4 protein-coding genes are annotated in these 3,711 nt (G+C 66.7%); 2 read left to right on the top strand and 2 right to left on the bottom strand.

Annotated features, from left to right (window positions below):
* Positions 1 to 438: preQ(1) synthase (gene queF, locus ACLP25_RS08345; RefSeq protein WP_442468746.1), on the top strand; the 438-nt coding region annotated here is incomplete at its 5' end.
* A 226-nt stretch (positions 439 to 664) separates the two neighbouring features.
* Positions 665 to 1,303 (top strand): DUF4142 domain-containing protein, encoded by a 639-nt coding sequence (locus ACLP25_RS08340; RefSeq protein ID WP_442468745.1) that lies wholly within the window; start codon positions 665 to 667, stop codon positions 1,301 to 1,303.
* 34 nt (positions 1,304 to 1,337) lie between these two features.
* Here ACLP25_RS08340 and ACLP25_RS08335 read toward each other — a convergent pair whose 3' ends face one another.
* Both ACLP25_RS08335 and kdsA read right to left on the bottom strand, forming a co-directional pair.
* Complete coding sequence (locus ACLP25_RS08335) at positions 1,338 to 2,237, bottom strand: lysophospholipid acyltransferase family protein (RefSeq protein WP_442468744.1); 900 nt, start codon at positions 2,235 to 2,237, stop codon at positions 1,338 to 1,340.
* Between the two features lie 69 nt (positions 2,238 to 2,306).
* Positions 2,307 to 3,164 carry a 3-deoxy-8-phosphooctulonate synthase gene (gene kdsA, locus ACLP25_RS08330; RefSeq protein ID WP_442468743.1) on the bottom strand — a complete coding sequence of 286 codons (858 nt, stop codon included), beginning with the start codon at positions 3,162 to 3,164 and terminating at the stop codon, positions 2,307 to 2,309.
* Positions 3,165 to 3,711: the final 547 nt, after the last annotated feature.

Below are 3,711 nucleotides of genomic sequence, written 5' to 3'. Positions count from 1 at the left end.
CTGCAGCTGGGCCAATCCGTCAAGCTCCCCGCCTCGCCCGACGAGGCCAGGATCGACCGCGTCCCCAATCCCCAGCGCGGCGACGCGTACCTGGTGCGCTTCACGGCCCCCGAATTCACCACGCTGTGCCCCATCACCGGCCAGCCCGATTTCGCGCATCTGGTGATCGACTATGTCCCCGGCCAGTGGCTCGTGGAATCGAAGTCGCTCAAGCTCTATCTGTCGAGCTTCCGCAACCACGGAGGCTTTCACGAGGATTGCACGGTCTCGATCGGCAAGCGCCTGAACCGCGAAATCAAGCCGCGGTTCCTGCGGATCGGCGGCTACTGGTATCCGCGCGGCGGCATCCCGATCGATGTCTTCTGGCAGAGCGGCAAGCCGCCCGCGGCGATCTGGATCCCCGACCAGGGCGTCGCCCCCTACCGCGGGCGCGGCTGAGCGAGCCGCCGAACGGCCCGCTGGGCCTTGAGCGCTGCCGTGACCGGCTTCGAGAGCGGCTCGGCTGCGGTGAGTTTCTTCGCCACCGCGTGGCCGAGTGTGGGCGGCGCATAGTCGCGTCCGCCTGGCGCGGCGCGGCTGGCCCTTTCCCGGGGAACCATCGCGTTTTCGCCGGCGTTTTTTGGCCGCGCGCCGCTCCCGGCGCGGCTTTTCCCGGAGACGCCCGATGAACCGCCGTTTGATCCTCACCTCGATCGCGAGCTTCGCCGCCGCGCCTGTCTTTCTCCAACAGGCGTTGGCGCAGAACGCGACGGCCCCGGCCCCCGCCCCCGCTCCAGCTCCCGCCGGAGCCGAGGCCCCTCAGTTGTCGGCCGCCCGCCAGACCCACATCAAGGATACCGTGACCGTGGGATCTCTGAGCCTGATGCTGAGCCGCATCGCGCGTGCCAAGGTCAACACGCCGATGCTCAAGCAGTTCACCGAGTTCGAGATCGCTGAGCAGGAGACGGTCGCCTCCATTCTTAAAGCAATCCAGAACGGCGAGGCCCCGAGCGGCGGCGTCCCGTCGCCGAGCGACACGGAGGTGATGCAGAACCTCGACCAGGCGGGACAGTCCGCGGTGGAAAAGCTCCGCCAGATGAACGCCGGCCTCGCGTTCGACCGCGAATATCTGCGCGCGGAGATCGACGGCCACAACCGGCTTCTCGAAATCCAGCAGGCCTATCTCCGCGCCCCGGACGACCTCGACGAGACGAATGTCGCCAAGCTCGCCCAGGGCATGATCAAGGAGCACCTGGCGTTGCTCGGCGCCATGCAGGGCATGGGCGGACAGCACGCCGAGAGAATGCGAGGCCATATGCGCTGACGCCATTGCGCCAGCCGCGCTTCGGTCGCACGGCTCAGGCCGCGCGCTGCGCCTTCAGCGCCGCCTTGACCGGCTTCAACAGCCGCTCGGCGGGGCTGAGTCTCTTCTCCATGGCGGGGGCGCGCTTGGCCAGCGCATAGACGCGGTCGCGGAGGTGGTCGGCGAGCGCCTGACGGTCCTTGATCGGAGCGAGCTCAGCGAACGAGATCGGCGCGCCGATCATCACCGGCAGCGCGGTGCCGATGCGCGAGCGGACCTCGTGGAAGATCAGCGAGATGCGCAGCGTGTAGCTGACGTGGCTTGCGATCTGGAACAGCCGGCTGTTCTGGCCGGAGAACCAGATCGGCACGACGGTCGCCTTCGACCGCTGGATGAGCTGGGAGACGAACGGCTGCCAGCGCCAGTCCACCGCCGGCTTGAGCCCGAACGTGTCGGGGGCGGTCGAGACCGCGCCGGCCGGAAAGACAACCACCACCCCGCCTTTGTCGAGCTGGGCGCGCGCGGCGGCGCGCGAGGCGAGATTGGTCTTCTGCGCCTCCTCGGTTTCGCTGAAGTCGATCGGCAAAATGTAGCCGTTGACCTCGGGGGCGCGCATCAGCACGGCGTTGGTCAGGACGACGAAGTCCGACCGCACCTTGCTGATAAGCCACGAGACAACGATGCCGTCGAGCACGCCGTACGGGTGGTTGGCGACCACCACGACGGCTCCGGTCTTCGGGATCCCGGCCAGCGCGGCGGCGTCGTAGCGGACGTCGAGCGCGAGCTTGCGCACCGCGGCCTGGAAGAAATTCTCGTTCGGGCGCGGATAGCGCTGGTTGTCGAGGTACATCTTCTTCAGCTGGGGCTGGCCGGTCGCGGTCTCCACGAGCCGGATCACGCCGCGCTTCAGGGGCGGGTCGCTTTCGGTCGCGTAGCTGAAGAGATATTTGTCCATGGTGCTGCGATGTTGCGGCCCTGTGTCCGAAATATCTCGCGCACGCGACCGTCATATGACAAGTTTTCTTTAGATTGACGCGGCGCGGCTTTTGGTCACGCGGTCGTAGTCCTGGAGCTCGGCGACCAGCGCCTCGAAATCTTTCAGCGCCACCATGTTGGGCCCGTCGGAGGGCGCATGGTCGGGATCGGGATGGGTTTCGATGAACACGCCTGCGACCCCGACCGCGACGGCGGCGCGCGCCAGAACCGGCACGAATTCCCGCTGCCCGCCGGACGAAGTCCCCTGCCCGCCCGGCTGTTGAACCGAATGGGTCGCGTCGAAAATCACCGGCGCGCCGGTCTCCCGCGCCATGATCGGCAGCGAGCGCATGTCCGCGACAAGCGTGTTGTAGCCGAAGCTGACGCCCCGTTCGGTGACGAGCACGTCGCCCGCGCCGGCGCCGTCGAGTTTCGCCACGACGTTCTTCATGTCCCAGGGCGCCAAAAACTGCCCCTTCTTGACGTTGACCGCCCGCCCCGTGCGCGCCGCAGCGACCAGCAGGTCGGTCTGCCGGCAGAGGAAGGCCGGGATCTGCAGCGCGTCGACCGCTTCGGCGACCGGTGCGCACTGAGAACTCTCATGCACGTCGGTGATCACCGGCAAGCCGAGCGTCTCGCGGATTTCCGCGAACACCGGCAGCGCCGCATCGAGCCCCAGCCCACGCACGCCCGAGCCCGAGGTGCGGTTGGCCTTGTCAAACGAGGTCTTGTAGACGAGCTTTACCTGCCGCCGCGCCGCGATCTCCTTCAGCGCCGACGCGGTCTCGAGCGCATGGGCGCGGCTCTCCATCTGGCAGGGCCCGGCGATCAGCGCTAGCTGCAGGCTCGCCCCGAATTTTGCCGCGAGCGGCCCGCGGCCGACCTGAACGATGGCGTTGTTGCGCAAGCGGTTAGCGTCCTTCGTCGTTTTCGCGGCCGCTCTTTGGGGCAAGGCGGGGGCGTTGGCAAGAGAGAGCGGTTGCGACGCCGATTGAACGCGCAGATCAGGCAAGTTATTCTAGCCTCGTGAAAGAAGCCAATATGTTCATGAGTGACGGCAAGGCCGGCGACCGGAGGCTAGCGCGACTTGTCCGCAACGGTCTCGTGAGGCCGGGGCGCGCTACGGCGCTTCCTGCGCTTCTTGCGGCCCAGCCGCCGCGCGCCGATCGGAAGGCATTGGCGCTCGAGGCTCTGATCGCCGAGCGTCGCGAGGGCTGTTGAAACTCGTGCAAGCCGAGTGTTCGGAACCAGGGAGTCATGGCCGGGCTTGTCCCGGCCATCCACGCGAACACTACCGCTTCCCGATAGGTTCCTGATATTCATAATTTGTAACTGCCCAGGTTGGGGAACTGCGGTCGGGCTTGGTTGGGCGTTAGAATTTTCTGGACGGCGGACTCCGGTTCGGATTCAAGAATCGGATGATTTTCGAATCGCTGAACGAGCCTTCGCGGGAA

The sequence above is a fragment of the Roseiarcus sp. genome (assembly GCF_052145395.1).
GTDB lineage: Bacteria > Pseudomonadota > Alphaproteobacteria > Rhizobiales > Beijerinckiaceae > Roseiarcus.
The sequence above is the reverse complement of the archived record's forward strand: the minus strand, read 5'-3'. Positions and strand labels throughout refer to the sequence as shown.

Coding starts and splice junctions, on each gene's coding strand:
- ACLP25_RS08340 (WP_442468745.1), top strand. CDS start 665: ATGAACCGCCGTTTGATCCTCACCTCGATCGCGAGCTTCGCCGCCGCG.
- ACLP25_RS08335 (WP_442468744.1), bottom strand. CDS start 2,237: ATGGACAAATATCTCTTCAGCTACGCGACCGAAAGCGACCCGCCCCTG.